14 protein-coding genes and 1 pseudogene are annotated in these 16,298 nt (G+C 53.1%); 10 read left to right on the top strand and 5 right to left on the bottom strand.

Annotated features, from left to right (window positions below; genetic code table 11):
- Positions 1-147: 147 nt before the first annotated feature.
- On the bottom strand, positions 148-771 hold the full coding sequence (locus BM258_RS19630; protein ID WP_244544781.1) for a GntR family transcriptional regulator: 624 nt from the start codon (positions 769-771) through the stop codon (positions 148-150).
- A 218-nt stretch (positions 772-989) separates the two neighbouring features.
- On the opposite strand from BM258_RS19630, the gene BM258_RS19635 reads away from it, so the two are divergent.
- From BM258_RS19635 to BM258_RS19655, 5 genes are all read left to right on the top strand, one after another.
- Positions 990-2,411, top strand: a complete 1,422-nt coding sequence (locus BM258_RS19635) for a M20 family metallopeptidase (protein ID WP_090074939.1) — start codon at positions 990-992, stop codon at positions 2,409-2,411.
- Positions 2,412-2,507: 96 nt separating this feature from the next.
- Positions 2,508-3,200 carry an ABC transporter permease gene (locus tag BM258_RS19640; protein ID WP_090074940.1) on the top strand — a complete coding sequence of 231 codons (693 nt, stop codon included), beginning with the start codon at positions 2,508-2,510 and terminating at the stop codon, positions 3,198-3,200.
- A complete protein-coding gene (locus tag BM258_RS19645; protein WP_090074941.1) occupies positions 3,200-3,937 on the top strand; it encodes an ABC transporter permease in 738 nt (245 codons plus the stop codon). The genes BM258_RS19640 and BM258_RS19645 overlap by 1 nt, the downstream gene beginning before the upstream one ends.
- On the top strand, positions 3,934-4,716 hold the full coding sequence (locus BM258_RS19650) for an ABC transporter ATP-binding protein (protein WP_090074942.1): 783 nt from the start codon (positions 3,934-3,936) through the stop codon (positions 4,714-4,716). The genes BM258_RS19645 and BM258_RS19650 overlap by 4 nt, the downstream gene beginning before the upstream one ends.
- Positions 4,717-4,784: 68 nt before the next feature.
- A complete protein-coding gene (locus tag BM258_RS19655) occupies positions 4,785-5,633 on the top strand; it encodes a transporter substrate-binding domain-containing protein (protein ID WP_090074943.1) in 849 nt (282 codons plus the stop codon).
- Between the two features lie 91 nt (positions 5,634-5,724).
- On the opposite strand, the gene BM258_RS19660 is transcribed toward BM258_RS19655, so the two are convergent.
- The 4 genes from BM258_RS19660 to BM258_RS19675 form a co-directional block, all read right to left on the bottom strand.
- On the bottom strand, positions 5,725-6,435 hold the full coding sequence (locus BM258_RS19660; RefSeq protein WP_090074944.1) for a hypothetical protein: 711 nt from the start codon (positions 6,433-6,435) through the stop codon (positions 5,725-5,727).
- A gap of 89 nt (positions 6,436-6,524) precedes the next feature.
- On the bottom strand, positions 6,525-7,388 hold the full coding sequence (locus BM258_RS19665) for a sulfotransferase family 2 domain-containing protein (protein WP_139229333.1): 864 nt from the start codon (positions 7,386-7,388) through the stop codon (positions 6,525-6,527).
- Between the two features lie 350 nt (positions 7,389-7,738).
- Positions 7,739-8,293, bottom strand: a complete 555-nt coding sequence (locus tag BM258_RS19670; RefSeq protein WP_090074946.1) for a BMC domain-containing protein — start codon at positions 8,291-8,293, stop codon at positions 7,739-7,741.
- A gap of 61 nt (positions 8,294-8,354) precedes the next feature.
- Positions 8,355-9,710, bottom strand: a complete 1,356-nt coding sequence (locus BM258_RS19675) for a 4Fe-4S dicluster domain-containing protein (RefSeq protein ID WP_090074947.1) — start codon at positions 9,708-9,710, stop codon at positions 8,355-8,357.
- 955 nt (positions 9,711-10,665) lie between these two features.
- Between BM258_RS19675 and BM258_RS19680 the strand changes: the two genes are divergently transcribed.
- The 5 genes and pseudogenes from BM258_RS19680 to BM258_RS19700 all read left to right on the top strand — a co-directional run bounded on the left by BM258_RS19680 (position 10,666) and on the right by BM258_RS19700 (position 15,925).
- Positions 10,666-12,015 carry a substrate-binding protein gene (locus BM258_RS19680; RefSeq protein WP_090074948.1) on the top strand — a complete coding sequence of 450 codons (1,350 nt, stop codon included), beginning with the start codon at positions 10,666-10,668 and terminating at the stop codon, positions 12,013-12,015.
- Positions 12,016-12,123: 108 nt separating this feature from the next.
- Positions 12,124-13,155, top strand: coding sequence for a branched-chain amino acid ABC transporter permease (locus tag BM258_RS19685; protein ID WP_090074949.1), 1,032 nt, complete (start codon positions 12,124-12,126; stop codon positions 13,153-13,155).
- Positions 13,156-13,158: 3 nt separating this feature from the next.
- A complete protein-coding gene (locus tag BM258_RS19690) occupies positions 13,159-14,367 on the top strand; it encodes a branched-chain amino acid ABC transporter permease (RefSeq protein WP_090074950.1) in 1,209 nt (402 codons plus the stop codon).
- 116 nt (positions 14,368-14,483) lie between these two features.
- Positions 14,484-15,137: pseudogene (locus BM258_RS19695) on the top strand (ABC transporter ATP-binding protein); the annotation flags it as partial.
- Positions 15,134-15,925: an ABC transporter ATP-binding protein gene (locus BM258_RS19700; RefSeq protein WP_090074952.1), complete on the top strand. Its 792-nt coding sequence runs from the start codon at positions 15,134-15,136 to the stop codon at positions 15,923-15,925. The pseudogene BM258_RS19695 and the gene BM258_RS19700, both read left to right, overlap by 4 nt.
- The last annotated feature ends 373 nt before the right edge of the window (positions 15,926-16,298 follow it).

Consider the following 16,298-nt stretch of genomic DNA (forward strand, 5'->3'; position numbering starts at 1 on the left):
GGTTCGAAAGAAAAACAGGGGGGTGGTCTTGAAAAGATAACCTTATCTTACATCAAACGGGATGGGTAGCGGTATCTTATACTTTCATCCTAGATAGCGTAAAATGACTCACTACCAGACGCGGGTTTTAATAGATCCAATCTCGTTTTAGTTCTCTGTGCTGGCCTGATCAATATGGGCTCGAATAATCGCCTTGAGACGATCGGCATCTTTTTCCGCCAGAGCATCGACCATAGCGAAATGCTCCTTGCCCGATTGTTCTATGCGGGCATAGCTGGACCATTGCGAAGCCGGAGCAGGGGGAATGCGCAAGCGCAAGTCGGAGACCAGTTCCATGAGGCTGGCATTCCCACAGGTGGCCAGCAATGCAGTATGAAAGGCAATGTTGGTTTCGTAGATTTCCGTGATCTTGTGTTCGCGAATCTGATCCATGAAGCGCTGGGCCAACTGGTACAAGTCTTCGATCTGCTCATCGGTAACCTGCTTTACCATGAATTCTGCAGCCGATGTTTCGAGCATAATACGGATGTCCCGCACCTCATCCGTCGAGACATCATCGGCATGATGCACATAGTAGCCCCGGTTTGGCTCATAACGAACGATGCGCTTATTGCAGAGCGTCTCCAGCGCCTTTCTTGTTTCCGAGCGACTGGCTTCATAGCGACGCTGAAGATCAATCTGCTTCAACCAGCTGCCCGGCGAGAACACACCCGCGCTAATATCTGCGGTCAGAAGGTCTATCAGGTCTTTGCTGGACTTCTTCTTTCTCAAATCTATCCACCACTCTTCTGGTCATAAATGATTAAATTCGCATCAGAATCCCGTTTGCCTCATTTTTCACCATGCACAGAGATTGCGCAACCCTAAAAATTGTGTTCAATATTGGTGCCAATTTCGCAATAATGTTTAATCTCATGGGTTTATTAGATTTGGTTTTGCGAATTTATAAGAATGCGTTTTTTAAGTAAGGTTCGAAGGAAGTATCCCCAATGCAGAATAGCGACGAAATCTGGTCTCGTGTCGACGAGTTGTCCGAAGACTTTTGCGGCTTGTCGGATCGGGTGTGGGAGACGCCCGAGCTTTGTTTCAAAGAGGACAGATCCGCTGCCGAGCATATGGCTATGCTGGAAAAGCATGGGTTCAAGGCTGAGGCTGGCGTTGCGGGAATGCCAACAGCCATCATGGCTGAAGCTGGCAGTGAAGGACCGGTGATTGCCATTCTGGGCGAATATGATGCGCTGCCCGGCCTTAGTCAGGAACATGGTGTTGCAGAACGCCGGGAAATCGAAGAAGGCGGAAATGGTCATGGGTGCGGGCACAATCTGCTCGGCGCAGGCTCCATGCTTGCTGCGGCGGCTGTCAAGGATTGGCTGAAGGAAAAGGGCATAAAGGGGCGTGTGCGCTATTATGGTTGTCCGGCAGAAGAGGGCGGCTCGGCCAAGGGCTTCATGGTGCGCGAAGGGCTGTTTGAGGATGTTGATGTCGCCATCTGCTGGCATCCGGCCCCCTTTGCTGGCGTCAACAAACCTATCTCGCTGGCTTGTAATGAACTGATCTTTACTTTCACAGGGCGCGCCTCTCATGCTGCGGCCTCTCCCGAGCTGGGACGCAGCGCGCTTGACGCCGTTGAACTCATGAGCGTTGGTGTGAACTATATGCGTGAACATATGGCCTCTACTGCCCGCATTCATTATGCGGTGATCGATAGTGGCGGTGTTGCGCCAAACGTCGTGCAGCCACGCGCCGTCGTGCGCTATCTGGTGCGCGATCGTGAATTGCCGGACATGCAGGCCTTGGTCGAACGCGTCAAAAAGGTCGCCGATGGGGCAGCGTTGATGACGGAAACCTCTGTGGAAAGCGTGATCGTTTCCGGTGATGGCAACCTGATTGGCAATGATCCGCTTGAAGAGCTGATGCACCAGATGCTGGAACGCCTTGGTCCTCCGCAATATTCCGAAGAAGACAAGGACTTTGCCCGCGAAATTCAGGCAACCCTGTCAAAGGAAGATATCGAAGCTGCATATAAACGCTTTGGGCTCAAACCACGATTTGATGAACCTCTGTGCGAGAGCATTACGCCGCTTAACTCCGGCGACGGACGTCATGTCGGCTCGACTGATGTGGGCACCGTAAGCTGGGTGGTTCCGACCGTTCAGATGCGCGGGGCAACTTATGCCGTGGGCACTCCGGGCCATTCCTGGCAGTTGGTGGCACAGGGCAAGACGCCCGCCGCACACAAGGGTATGGAGCATACGGCCAAGATCATGGCTGCAACGGCTTGTGAACTGTTCCTTGATCCGGCCAAGATCGAGGCTGCCAAGGTAGATTTCGCTGACAAGCTCAACGGCCGACCCTTCATCAACCCGATCCCGGATGATTGCGATCCGGAGCTGCCTGAAACCAAGGAATAGGCAGGTCACTGTCTCAATCCTTTTTTCCCGATCCCGTTATCAATCTGCGACGGGGTCCCGACAAGGAGACTAAAACCAGTGAGCTTTTTTCAACTGATGGGCTTTGGTGAAGGTGGTTGGGGTGCCTTCATGCTCATGGGGGCGCTGGTCACCATGGCACTGGCGCTCTGTGGCTTTTCCATTGGCGCCTGCTTTGGCGCCTTTGCCGCATGGGCCAAGATATCGGGCAACCGGTTTACGCGCACCATTGCAGATATTTACACCACCGTGTTGCGTGGTATCCCCGATCTGCTGGTCATCTATCTGTTCTATTTCGGTGGCAGCGCCTTTCTCACATGGTTGGGCCGCCTGTTCGGCTCGGACGGCTTTATCGGGCTGCCAGGCTTTCTGGCTGGCGCGATGGCTATCGGCATCACATCAGGCGCACAGCATACGGAAGTGTTCCGCGGGGCCTATCGCGCTGTTGCGAAAGGCGAGATTGAAGCCGCCGTCGCTTGTGGCATGCCGCGCGCCATGCGCTTTCGCCGTATTGTCGCTCCGTTGGTTTTGCGTCATGCGTTGCCCGGTCTTGGTAATGTCTGGCAGATCGTGCTGAAAGAATCCGCGCTGGTCTCTGTTACCGGCGTTGTGGAGCTACTGCGCCAAAGTCAAGTGGGGGCAGGCTCGACGCGGCAGCCGTTCGATTTCTATTTTGCAGCCGCCATTCTCTATCTCTGCATCACCACCATCTCGAGCATCAGCTTTCACACGGCCGAGAAACGGTTCAATAAAGGGGTGAGAAGAAGCTGATGGATATGCAATTTTTCTGGGAGTCGTTGGTCACCCTGATCCCCGGCATTCCGCTTACTCTGCAATTGGCGTTTCTTTCCACCTTCCTTGGAGCTTTTATCGCTCTAGGGCTGGCGATGATGCGACTCTCGGGCATTCGCCCGCTAGACTGGTTTGCGCGGGGCTATCTGTTTGTATTCCGAGGCTCGCCGCTGCTGGTGCAGCTGTTCCTCATCTATTACGGGCTCAGCCAGTTTCCCGCCGTACGCCATTCCTTCGCCTGGACTTTCCTGCGTGATCCCTATTGGTGCGCCATCATCGCGTTGACGCTCAACACGGCGGCCTATGCCAGTGAGGTCATTCGTGGCGGGCTTTTGTCTGTCCCTCATGGGCAGGTGGAAGCGGCGCGCGCTTGTGGCATGTCGGGCTTCAAGCTGTTCCGCCGCATTGTCTTGCCGCTGGCCATCCGTCAGGCTCTGCCGGCCTATGGCACCGAGCTGATCCTGATGGTCAAGGCGACCTCGCTGGCGTCCATTATCACCATCATGGAAATCACAGGTCTTGCCGCCAAGCTGGTTTCCGAGACCTATCGGGTGATTGAGGTCTTTGTGGTCGCCGGTGCTATCTATCTGGCAATCAACTTTATCCTCACCCGCATCATCATGGCATTTGAATATAAGCTGACGCCGCATTTGCGCGAGCCTCGCATTACCAAAGTGCTTGCCCTTGAAAATGAATCTGCTGGAGAAATCTCGTGACCAGTTCTGCCTCTCAAAACAGCCCTGTGGCTGTCAGCCTGACCGATCTGCACAAGTATTTCGGTGATCTCGAAGTGCTCAAGGGCGTTACCATGAAGGCCCACGAGGGCGAGGTCGTGTCTATTCTCGGCTCGTCCGGTTCGGGCAAATCCACCATGTTGCGCTGTATCAACATGCTTGAAACCCCGACGTCAGGCACCGTGACTGTTGGCGAGGAAACCATCAAGCTGGTGACCGACCGCAAGGGCGTCGTTAAACCGGCTGATCGCAAGCAGGTGGACCGGTTGCGGACCCGTGTTGGTATGGTGTTCCAGTCCTTCAATCTTTGGTCTCACAAGACCATTCTGGAGAATGTGATCGAAGCGCCGATCCATGTGCAGGGACGCGACAGAAAAGACTGCATCGAGGAAGCACAGGATATTCTCGCCAAGGTCGGTATCGCCGACAAACGGGATTTCTACCCCTCCCATCTTTCCGGTGGGCAGCAGCAACGTGCCGCCATTGCGCGTGCTTTGGCCCAGCATCCAGATGTGTTGCTGTTTGATGAACCGACCTCGGCGCTTGATCCCGAGTTGGTCGGTGAGGTGCTGCGCGTGATGAGGGGGCTAGCTGAAGAGGGCCGTACCATGCTGGTCGTGACCCATGAAATGAGCTTTGCCCGGGATGTGTCGAACCGCGTCGTCTTCCTGCATCAGGGGCAGATCGATGCCGAGGGGAGCCCTGATGCTCTCTTTAACGATATGAGCAATGAGCGTTTTCAGAAATTTATTGCCGGCTAACGGCGGCAGTCAAAAGCTCCGACTCTCCGCTAGAGATGGTCGGGAATCACAACAGAAGGGAAACTGAAATGAAAGTCTGGACTCGACTTCTCGGGGTGGCTATGACCGCAGCAATGCTGGTGGCTGGCCCTGCGATGGCAAAAGAATGGAAAACTGTCAAATTGGGCACCGAAGGCGCCTTTCCTCCGTGGAACTCCACCAAGGCTGACGGCACGCTGGAAGGCTTTGAAATTGATCTGGCCAACATTCTGTGCGAGCGCATGGACGTGAAATGTGAATGGGTTGTCCAGTCCTGGAAGGGCATTATCCCTGCGCTGAATGCTGGCAAGTTCGACGTTATCATGTCCGGTATGTCTGCAACGGCTAAGCGCGCTGAAGTGATCGATTTCTCGATTCCTTACGGTTCTACCGGTCAGACCTTCGGCGTTCTGTCAGATTCCGAGCTTGTGGATCTGCCGCTCAAAGGCACTGTCTTCCCGCTCGCTTCCAAACCGGAAGAAGCCAAAAAAGCCATCGAAGAAATCAAGCCGATGTTCGAAGGCAAAATCATTGGCGTTCAGTCTTCCGCTATCGCAGAGCGCTTTTTGCAGGAAAATCTGGCTGACGTGGCTGAAATCCGCGAATATGGCAAAACGCAGGAACATGATCTCGATCTGATGTCCGGCCGTGTTGATGCCATCATGGCGTCTACTGCCTATATCTCCACGGCGATGAAAGACCCGGCTAACGAAGGCATGGTTCTGGCTGGCCCACGTTTCCAGGGTGGTATTCTGGGCAAAGGCAGCTCCATCGGTATGCGCAAGGGTTCCGACGACCTCAAGGCCATGTTCGACAAGGCCATTGCTTCTGCTCGCGATGACGGCACCATCAAGGATCTGTCCATCAAATGGTTCGGCTTTGACGTAACCGTCTACTAAGACAGAACCAGCCTTGCCGCGCTTGTGGCAGGGTTGCTATTTGAAAAATGATCGCCCCTTTGTGTTTCTGGCAAAGGGGCGTTTTCTGTTTCTACCGGGATTGGATATCCGTCGGCGCGTCCAGGTTTTTTCGCTTGTTGAGCCGCTCTACGTCTCTTAGCTCCTGCATTGTAAAACCGAGAAAATTCACCAGCGGTTCGCAGATATCGTCGTGATCTTCATATTGAAATTTGTGGACTTTTCCCAAATCCTGCCAAAAATTCAAAATGCTTTCGGTGTCATAATACCAGTCAGCGTTGATACGCTCCTCTTCTGGAAAGCTGTTTAACAGAGGGGCAACTTTGGGATCTTTCTGCAACTGGTTTTCCCAGCTTTGCTTCCAGCTGGTCAAATCTCGCAAAACAAGCAGAATCTCGACTTTTCTGTCCAACTTGGCAAAGAAGGCTGACAGCTTTTCCTTTTCCGTTTCCTCGCGCATAAAGCAAAAGACTTCTGCCGAAGCAATGAGGGTATCTTCCGGATGGGTATTCACGGCCTTTGCGAAGCTATCTTCAAAGGTGGCTTTTTCGTGCTCTTGTAATTCTGAAATCTGGCCCCTCAGACGTGCGCCTGTTTTGAGGCACGCGCGTAAATGTAGATGGGAGAGATCAAACAAGTTGAAGCGGCGAGCCCTATTGCGGTCCAGTTCGAAGATCGGTCGGACATTGTTTTCTATCATATGCTTCTGGTTTGCCCGCAGCAGACGCTGAAAGGAGGTCGTCCCGGTCTTGTGAACACCGATATGTATGATTAGCTTCTTCAAGATGTCTTCTTTCGCTTCAAGTGTCTGGCCTTTTGCATGCGGGACGTCTTGGATATCTCACGACAAGGCTAAGGGGCGGATCTGACCATTCAATAGCCGAAATGCTCATAATCCTGCTTGTAGATCTGGCTGCAAAGATCGCGGGCTTCCGGGCTGTCATAGAGTGCAAAAAGGTCGGCTTTTTGGGCTGGCGTTGTCTGGGCGTTTTTCTGTTTCGGGCTCAGTGGGCTTGGAAATCCGATTTTCTCTGAAGCTTCGGCATAGAAGCTATCCATATCTTCCATCCGTCCGATGATCGTTGGTTCAAAGAGATCGGGCTTGATGAAGGTATATTGCGGTTGCCAATGACCATTCACGGCGTCGGCACCTTCAAGCTCGATTTGCCACTGGATGTAATTGAGAAAAAGCAGAAAGCCTTTGGGCGTATTCATGTCTTTTTCCCAATCGAAACGGAAGAAGGCATTGAGCTTGAAGCGATCTGGCGCGAACCAGCGGCTCTCCTGCTTTTGCGATTTGCAAAGATAGAGAAAGGCCGATATTGCACGCTCGAAGGGATTGCGCACGACGCAAAGGCGCTCCATGGAACGCTCAGGTGCTTTGAAATGCTCCATATTATAGCCCTGCAACAGAGCGCGGGAGAATATGCCATAGATTGGCAGAGTGTGGATTTCCGAGGCCGGATTGATGTCTATGGGATGCTCTGCCTTGACCGTGAGCGGCACGCCGAATTCTTGCTCAAATAGCCAGTTCAGAACCGAGGTTGAGGCATTCTTGCCTGTCGAAATAAATGCCCAGCGCATGGAAGGTGGGAAAATGATCTGAAGAAAGAAATCCCGTGCCGCTTCCTTGTTGGGGAAGTGCTCGGGATGGGTCTCGATCGCTTCTTGAAGGAATTTTGCATTTTGGTTCGGCGTCAGTTTGTCAAGAAAGGGCTTGTGGGGGCTATGGTCCATGATGATCAATACTACTTGGAAAAAAGAGTAATAAGATTTGCTATTGCGCCTGAGTATAGGGCGCTGAACGCTCTTATAAGATCTGGCTTATAGGCAAATCAGCCAGCGGGCAGGCGCTCATGGATAAGTGTAGGCAGATCGGGGACGTGATGACAATTGTCATCTGGAGCTTTTATCATCAAACCGATGACTACGGCGATGCCAGATGATTTTTATCCTCTTGGAGGCAACGCAGAAAGAGAAGGCACGTCCGCACAGCCTTCCATCCAGATCATCCTTTCTGGATGGAATGAGAGACATGCTCGTTCTAGTTCACCGATGGTTGATGTAAGACACTTGGCAGGTTGCGGCTAGACATATTCTTTGAACAGCTCTTCGGCTGCGTTGGAAATGACCACATGATTGACAAGGATGCCGGCATCCTTGATTTCTTCTATGCCTGCTGCAACGGCGGCTTTGACGGCGCCAACATCGCCGCAGAGCTGGAGGAAGCCTTTGCCGCCGACTGCCATGGCAATATGAACTCTGAGAAGCGTGACATTGGCTGCTTTGGCCGCAGCGTCGGCTGCCCATACAATGCTTGACGAGGAAAAGGTCTCGATGATGCCGAGGGCTTTGCCTTTGGTTTGCGGCAGTTCGACTGATCCAGTCAGGGACGGGAATAGTTGCGGATCGACGTTAGGCAGGAATATCTTGTCCACCTGAAAGCCTGCAGCAAGGCGTTCGCCCGTATCGAGCGCGGTCTGGACTGCAGAGACATTGCCTCCAACCACGATCATATATTTGCCCGGGCAGATGGTCCGGGCGACCAGCAGTTTCACATCCGCTGCCTTGAGCATGCCGTCCTGTACCAGATATCCGGCTGCAATGCTGGAGAGTTCCAAAATTCCGATGGCGAGTGGCATGAAGGCATTCCTTGTTTTCTACTGTTCTGTTTGTTGTTTCCTGCAACCGAGCGATCAGGGATCAGGCAAAGGGGGCTATAACAATTTCCCTATCGTTGACCGCAGTTATCTGTCCATCAACGGGGGAGTGGATTTCAGCACCCAGCTTGTCTCCGACCGAGGCAATCTTCTGGTATCGGGTGACCTTGTCGCCTGTTGTCACCATGGGCGTGGCCGGGGCGCCGATATGCTGACTGGTGCGGATGGTCAATTGTTTGGGATGAAGGGCGAAGGCTGATAGGGCGCCTTTGTTCTGGAAGCGATCGAGCGCCAGCCGGGTCATGATTTTCTTCACCGGCGTGCGGCGATAGTCGATCAGCGGATGGGCGTTGTCCTCGTTGGCCGCGTCAAGAGTGGCCTTGGCGGCCATAGACTGTTTCTTGCTCGCGATGGTAACCTGTGCCGGATAAAGCCCTTCAGGGCAGGAGACGAGGGTGCAGAGGTTGCATTCTGCGCAGGCCAGCGTGTTCGGCAGAATGGCAAGCGTCTGATCTGTCCCCTCGGCGAAGGACGAAAACATCAAGTTGCGCATGGCCTTGTGGGGCTCGACCGGATGACCCAGCAAATGGCGCGGACAGAGCTCGCTGCAGATGGAGCATTGATCACAGGCGGATTTGCCGATCCGTTTGACCCGCTTTTCCTGCGCTGCCGTTTCGAAACGCTGGATGAGAGGATGGTCTTTGGCAAAAACCAACAAGCCGCCAGTGGTCTTGGTAACCGGCTCATCAAGGCTGGTCGCCAGTTTGCCCATCATGGGGCCTCCAACGATAACGGCGAAATCCTCTTCCATATGGGCGAGATCTGCGCCCTTCAGATTGGGGTGGGCCAGAGCAATCACTTCGCGGAAGGGCATGCCGATGGGTACTTCCACCGAGACGGGCTGTTGAACATCGCCGCCAACGGTGATGAATTTGGTCACCAGAGGCGTGCCAAGGCCGATATTGTAGATCGTCTCCACATTGTTGACGATAACCCCTTGGCTGCTAGGAAGGGCTCTGGGGGCAACGATGCGACCGGTTGTTTCATATATGAGGGTGATTTCATCTCCTACGGGGTAGAAGTCACGCAGGCCCATGATTTCGATGCGGTCGGGTGCTGGATTGGTTTCTTTCAGATGGGTAATCAGGTCGGTATATTTCGCCTTGACCCCGATGATGCACCGCTGGGCGGCGGTTAGATCCAGACAGGTTACAAGCCCCTTGTAGAAAATCTCGCTTTTTAGACGCAGCAGCTCTTTGTCCTTGTGCAACAGCGGTTCGCATTCGGCTGCGTTGACAATGAATATTTCCGTTTCGCTGCCCAGTTTCACATAAGTGGGAAAGCCTGCTCCGCCAGCCCCAACGATGCCAAACTCCTTGATCTGTTCTGTTGTTGCCATGGGGCCCTCATTTCAATTTTTACGATCGACGAAGCGGATAGGCGACAGCCTTTTTGCGCGCAAGGACGCCGAATCTTGACTGGCATGCGCGGCGGATTAGGTCTCTCGGTTTTGGCTATCGCTTGGGTGCCACCAACTTGTGCCTCGGGGCACGGACCAAGGAGCCGGGTTGTGTCTGGTATTCTCGCTTAGCACGCGGGATAACCGGCTCCGAAACAGGGTCTGTGCAGCCTTGTCAAAGAGGAGCCTGTGGCTCAACTCTCCCGTGGCTTCTTCTGGATAACCAAGGCCTGATGAAAGACCTTTGAATAAGTATAACTTATTGATTTGACGCATAATGTGTCAACGAGACTCATTTGCCATTCGAGGGTAAAAAATTGCTATCGCCGCACCTGATAAGCGCTGTGTGCATCTAGGTGATAGGGGCTGTTCGCTTGAGTCGCTCTTGGGGGATCGACCGCACACTCTGTGTGTTCCTCAATGCGTTTGGCGGGCCTTGGGGCGGTGTGCTGTTTGAAGATCGGTCAAGGCGATTCATGAAAGTAGTTATTGTAGCATTACTTCGAAATAATAAATGGAGATTTGGGAGACGGATAAGAAGCCTTCTTGTTGTTTTTATGTGTGATTTTTCTGGTTATGTTTGAGTAAAAGTGTTTCCTAATCTGTTTAGATTTTTATGTCTGTATGATTGATAAGAATATATGATCAATTCGATGTATAAACGAGTGTTGTGCTAGCGGTTAAATTTGGTTAAATGACTGATTTGTTTCCAATAATAGAATATAAATACTATTAAGTCATTTGGCTGATGAACAAAAGTACTATGGTATCTCTAATCAAACTCTCAGTACGTTTACTTAGTCTAAGTTAGACGCCGTGGCCGCTTTGAGGAGAGTGGCTACGGGACGGCCGCTTTGAGGAGAGTTGGCCACCTATTTTTCTTTGGGAGGAATTTATGACCAAACTTACGATTTCACGTCGTGGTTTGATCAAGACCGGTGCATTCGTCGGTGCCGGCTTGGCCATGCCAACCATTTTTACTAGCAGAGCAAACGCGTTTACCAATGCGCCGATGGGCTCCACCGTGACACTTGGTTTTAACGTACCGCAAACCGGCCCTTATGCCGATGAAGGTGCCGATGAGCTTCTGGCGCAGAAGCTTGCCGTGGAGCATCTCAATGGCGAAGGCGACGGCGGTTGCCTCAATACCTTCACCTCCAAGGCATTGAAGGGCAATGGCATCTTGGGCAAGAAGGTTGAATTCGTCACCGGTGACACGCAGACAAAATCGGATGCGGCTCGCGCTTCTGCCCGTTCCATGATCGAAAAAGACGGTGCGATCATGATCAACGGCGGATCATCTTCGGGCGTGGCAGTTGCTGTTCAGGGGCTTTGTCAGGAAGCTGGCGTCATCTTTATGGCTGGCCTGACGCACTCCAACGATACCACCGGCAAAGACCGCAAAGCCAATGGCTTCCGCCACTTCTTCAACGCCTATATGTCGGCGGCGGCGCTGGCTCCGATTCTGGCCAAGGAACTTGGCACGGATCGCAATGCCTATCATCTGACTGCTGATTATACCTGGGGCTGGACCCAGCAGGAATCCATGCAGGCTGCCACCGAGGCCATGGGCTGGAAAACCGTCAATAACGTGTTGACGCCGCTGGCCACGACAGATTTCTCGTCCTACATCGCTCCGGTGATCAATGCTGGCGCAGATGTTCTGGTTCTCAACCACTATGGCGGCAACATGGTCAACTCTCTGACCAATGCGGTGCAGTTCGGCCTGCTCGACAAGATGGTCAATGGCAAGGACTTCAAGATCATCGTTCCGCTCTATTCTGAATTGATGGCCGCGGGTGCTGGCGACAACATCAAGGGCGTGCTCGGGTCGATGAACTATAACTGGCAGCTGCAGAATGAAGGCTCCAAGGCCTTTGTGAAATCCTTCGGCGAGAAATATGGCCGTCCGCCGTCCAACTCCGCTCAGACCTGCTACGCACAGGTTCTGCTTTATGCAGATGCTTGCGAACGTGCCGGTACCTTTAATCCGTGCGGTGTTGCTGAAGCGCTGGAAGGCTTCGAGTTTGACGGGCTGGGCAACGGCAAGACCATGTATCGCAAGGAAGACCACCAGTGCTTCAAGGATGTGCTGGTCGTGCGTGGTGCGCAGAACCCGACAACCGCTTATGACACGCTGGAAATTGTTGAAGTCACTCCGGTTGATCATGTCACATATCCGCCGAACCATCCGATGTTCGGGGGCGATGACGCATCGCTTGGCACCTGCAACGCCGGCGCATAATCAGAACGACCATTCTGGCCGTGCCACAAAATCGTGGTGCGGCCATCTTTTTGATTTGGACAGAACCGACGCAATTCATACGCACGGTTTATCGATGCAGGCTTCTCAATGGACGCAATTATTCTTCAGATTCTCAACGGTTTGGATAAAGGCAGTGCCTATGCTCTGATCGCTCTGGGACTGACACTCATCTTCGGCACGCTGGGCGTGGTTAACTTCGCTCATGGTGCCCTGTTTATGCTCGGCTCCTTTTGCGCCGTTACGCTGCAAAGACTGTTGTCGCTGTCTTTCACGGTCGTGGATCCGACAAAAAAAGACTTTCTGGGCAATCCGCTGAAGGTCGATACGCCTTATGTGGTGGACTGGTTTGGCGATGCGGCGGGCAATGCCATTATCAACTGGTCGGTGCCGCTGGCGATCCTGTTTGCGATACCCGTGATGCTATTTATCGGCTATGCGATGGAGCGCGGGCTGATCAAACATTTCTACAAGCGCCCGCACGCTGACCAGATTCTGGTGACCTTTGGCCTCGCCATCGTAATTCAAGAGATTGTCAAATATTTCTACGGGGCCAATCCGATTCCGACGCCTGCGCCTGCGGCGTTCAAGGGGTCGCTTGATTTTGGCGTCATGATCGGCTTTGCCGAGAATACGATTATTTATCCCTACTGGCGCCTGATCTACTTTGTGTTTTCCGCCGTGATCGTTAGCGCCGTGTTTGCCTTCTTGCGCTTTACGACATTCGGCATGGTTGTTCGTGCGGGTATGGCTGATCGCGAGACCGTTGGTCTGCTGGGCATCAATATCGACAAGCGCTTCACCATCATGTTTGGCATGGCGGCGGCTGTTGCCGGTCTTGCCGGTGTCATGTATGCGCCGATCAACTCGCCCAACTATCATATGGGCATGGACTTCCTGGTGCTGTCTTTTGTCGTGGTCGTTGTCGGCGGCATGGGCTCGCTGCCCGGTGCGGTGCTGGCCGGCTTCCTGCTCGGCATTCTGGAGAGCTTCGCTTCCATGAACGAAGTCAAGTCGCTGATACCCGGGATCGACCAGATCATCATTTATCTAGTTGCAATTATCATCCTTTTGACCCGCCCGCGCGGTCTTATGGGACGAAAAGGCGTGATGGAGGAATAAGCCATGCTGGGTTTGAGCAAGAAAGACACAACCTTTCTCCTCATCGTCATGTTTCTGACTTTGGCGACACCGATATTGCTGCAGCCATTTCCCGAAGGCTCGGGGCTGGCGCAGTTCAATGCCGGATATCCTGATCTCATGCAGAGATTTGCCATCTACGGCATCTTTGCAATCGGGTTCAATATTCTTTTTGGCCTGACGGGTTATCTGTCCTTCGGTCATGCGGCCTTTCTTGGTGTCGGATCTTATTCCGTCGTCTGGATGTATAAGCTTTTGAGCTACAATGTGCTGCCGGGACTGATCCTTGCGGTGATCATGTCAGCGCTGTTTGCCTTGTTGATCGGATATGTTTCCCTGCGCAGGTCGGGCATCTATTTCTCGATCCTGACATTGGCCATGGCTCAGATGTCTTTCAATCTGGCCTATTCGGTTCTTACGCCGCTCACCAACGGGGAAACCGGTCTTCAGGTCTATGGCGATGATCCTCAAGTCTTGATGGGGGAAGGTGGCCCGACGTCGCCGCACTTCTTTGGTATCGTCATGAACGAAGCCACAAAAGTGGACTTTGCAGGGTGGCAGTTTACCTTCAGCAATGGCTACTATTTCTGCGCCATCATTGCGATCATCGTCTTCTATATTTCCCTCAGAATCTTTCGGTCGCCCTTTGGTCTGATGCTGCGGGCGATCAAGACCAATCAGACGCGTATGAGCTATACCGGCCTTAATACGCGGCCCTATACGCTTGCTGCCTTCGTCATATCGGGCATGTATGCCGGTCTGGCCGGTGGTTTGCTGGCGGCGATGGATCCTCTGGCTGGTGCCGAGCGCATGCAATGGACCGCGTCTGGGGAAGTAGTGCTGATGACCATTCTGGGAGGGGCTGGAACCCTGATGGGACCAGTCCTTGGCGCGGGCTTCATCAAATATTTCGAGAATATTTTCTCAAAGATCAACGACAACGTTTTGCATGGCTGGTTCGCGGTTCTTCCTGATGGCCTTGAAGACACCATTGTCTTTTTGATGCACCCCTTCATCGGCAAGGGCTGGCATCTGACATTGGGCTTGTTGTTCATGCTGGTGGTTATTTTCCTTCCCGGTGGATTGATCGAAGGTGGGCAGAGACTGCGCAACTGGATCAAGCGCGATAAGGAGCCGAAAGGTCCGTCCAAAGACACCGAGCATCACCCCAAACCGAAGCCTCACGTGGCCTGATGGAGACAACAAACATGGGCATTCTTGAAGTCAAAGATGTCAATAAACGCTTTGGTGGCTTACAGGCGCTTGGCAATGTCAACCTGTCGGTGGCCGAAAACTCGGTTCACGCGATTATCGGTCCAAACGGAGCGGGCAAATCGACCTTGCTCAACTGTCTGATCGGCAAGTTGGAACCGGACACTGGGTCTGTCACCTTTCAGGGGCAGTCTGTGCTCGGGCGGACGCCGTATGAAATCAACCAGATGGGCATCAGTCGCGTTTTCCAGACACCGGAGATCTTTACCGATTTGACGGTGATGGAAAATATGCTGATACCCTGCTTTGCCAAGCGGGACGGCGCATTTCGCATGCATGCCTTTGAGACTATTTCAAACGAGAAAGAGGTCATTGAGCGAGCTGAGCATATGCTGGAAGAAGTCAATATGACGGAGAAACTGCATATGGTTGCCGGGTCTATGTCGCGTGGTGACAAACGCAGGCTGGAAATGGCCATGTGTCTGGTGCAGGCTCCCAAGCTTCTTCTGCTGGATGAACCGACCGCAGGCATGGCGCGAGCTGACACCAACAACACCATCGATCTGCTCAAGGAAATCCACGAAAAGCACGACATCACCATTGCGATCATCGAGCATGACATGCATGTGGTCTTTTCTCTTGCCGAGCGCATCACTGTGTTGGCTCAGGGCACGCCTCTGGTTGAAGACACACCGGAAAATATCAAGGGCCATCCGAAGGTGAAAGAAGCCTATCTTGGAGAAGCAGCATGAGCGATCTCGCTATTGAAGCAACCAAACGCCCCGCAGAAGACCGACCAGATTTCAGTAAACATGCCAATGTGGCCGCCACAGCTCCGGCCTTTTTGTCGGTGCATGATATTCACGCCTACTACGGTGAAAGCTATATCGTGCAGGGGGTCTCCTTCAATGTGCATGAAGGGGAAATTCTGGCGCTGTTGGGCCGGAACGGGGCGGGTAAGACATCGACCCTGCGCACCATCGCGCGACTCGATAATCCATCTCTCACCTATGGGGAAATCTGGCTGGATCATCAGCATTTGCACACCATGGCGAGCCATGAGGCAGCGAGGGCGGGCATGGTGCTGGTGCCGGAAGATCGGCGCATCATTCCCGGTCTGACGGTCGAGGAGAATATCCAGCTGGCACAGATCGTCGAGCCGGTCGGCTGGAGCATTGATCGTCTTTATGATCTGTTCCCGAGGCTTGGGGAGCGGCGCAATCAGGAAGGGGTGACGCTCTCGGGCGGTGAGCAGCAGATGCTGGCGATTGCCCGAGCCTTGGCACGGGACATCAAGGTGTTGCTGCTTGATGAACCCTATGAGGGGCTGGCACCTGTTATCGTGGACGAAATCGAGAAGACCCTCGAAATCATCAAGATGCAGGGCATTACCACGATTCTGGTGGAACAGAATGCGATTCGGGCACTGGAGCTGGCTGACCGGTCTGTCATTCTTGATACCGGGAGTGTCGTATTTGATGGCACTGCCAAGGAAGTGCTTGATAATAAAGAACTACGCGAGAATTATCTCGCTATCTGATGGCTGCACTCAGTGGTTTTATGCTGCCGCTTTTATGCTGCCGCTTTTATGCTCCCGGATATGCTTCAGGAGCAAAGCGGCAGCTGAAGACCTGTATCGGGCTGCCCTTTCTCTCCCAGTCACTTCCCACAGGCGAATATCTTTTTTGCAAGCATTCCATACGGCCCAATAGGCGCACATTACGTTCTTTAGCGCAGGAATGCAGGCGGGTCTCAAGCATGCTATTTGCGGTAAAAAGGGCGCGAAAGCGCCTTTTTCTGCAGCACAGGCTTGTGCTCCCAGATCAGATTTGATAGGCACCTCATCGAAACATGACTGGGTGCGTTTCTGGCGTTCCTCGGGCTTATTTTCCTTGAAAAATGTAGTAGGTCGG

The organism is Cohaesibacter marisflavi (assembly GCF_900115225.1).
GTDB lineage: Bacteria > Pseudomonadota > Alphaproteobacteria > Rhizobiales > Cohaesibacteraceae > Cohaesibacter > Cohaesibacter marisflavi.